Genomic DNA, 293 nt, shown 5'->3' with positions numbered 1-293 from the left:
ATAAAATATCCCGGACATCAACTTGATTCGCCCGCGGCATTGGGCGCGTCCGGGGCAAGGGCAAATTCCGGGGCTAAGATGAAGATCGATTTCGACACCAACGTGTTTCCGCTGTTCCATCCGCAAAGCGTGGATGACCTCAAGGACCCATGCCCCGTCTTCGATGGCAGGCTGTGGCATGTCTTCGGTTCTAGCGGGACGGTGACGACCGAGACGTGGAGAATCCTGCACGCGACGGCGCCCGACCTCTATGGGCCTTGGATCGAGCACGAGGCGATCGAGCTTCCCATCAA

1 pseudogene is annotated in these 293 nt (G+C 58.7%); it reads left to right on the top strand.

From position 1 onward, the window contains the following. Positions 1-78: 78 nt before the first annotated feature. Positions 79-293, top strand: a pseudogene (locus X744_RS0139490) (hypothetical protein); the annotation flags it as partial.

This window comes from Mesorhizobium sp. LNHC252B00, from assembly GCF_000502955.1.
Lineage (GTDB): Bacteria > Pseudomonadota > Alphaproteobacteria > Rhizobiales > Rhizobiaceae > Mesorhizobium.
The sequence above is the reverse complement of the archived record's forward strand: the minus strand, read 5'-3'. Positions and strand labels throughout refer to the sequence as shown.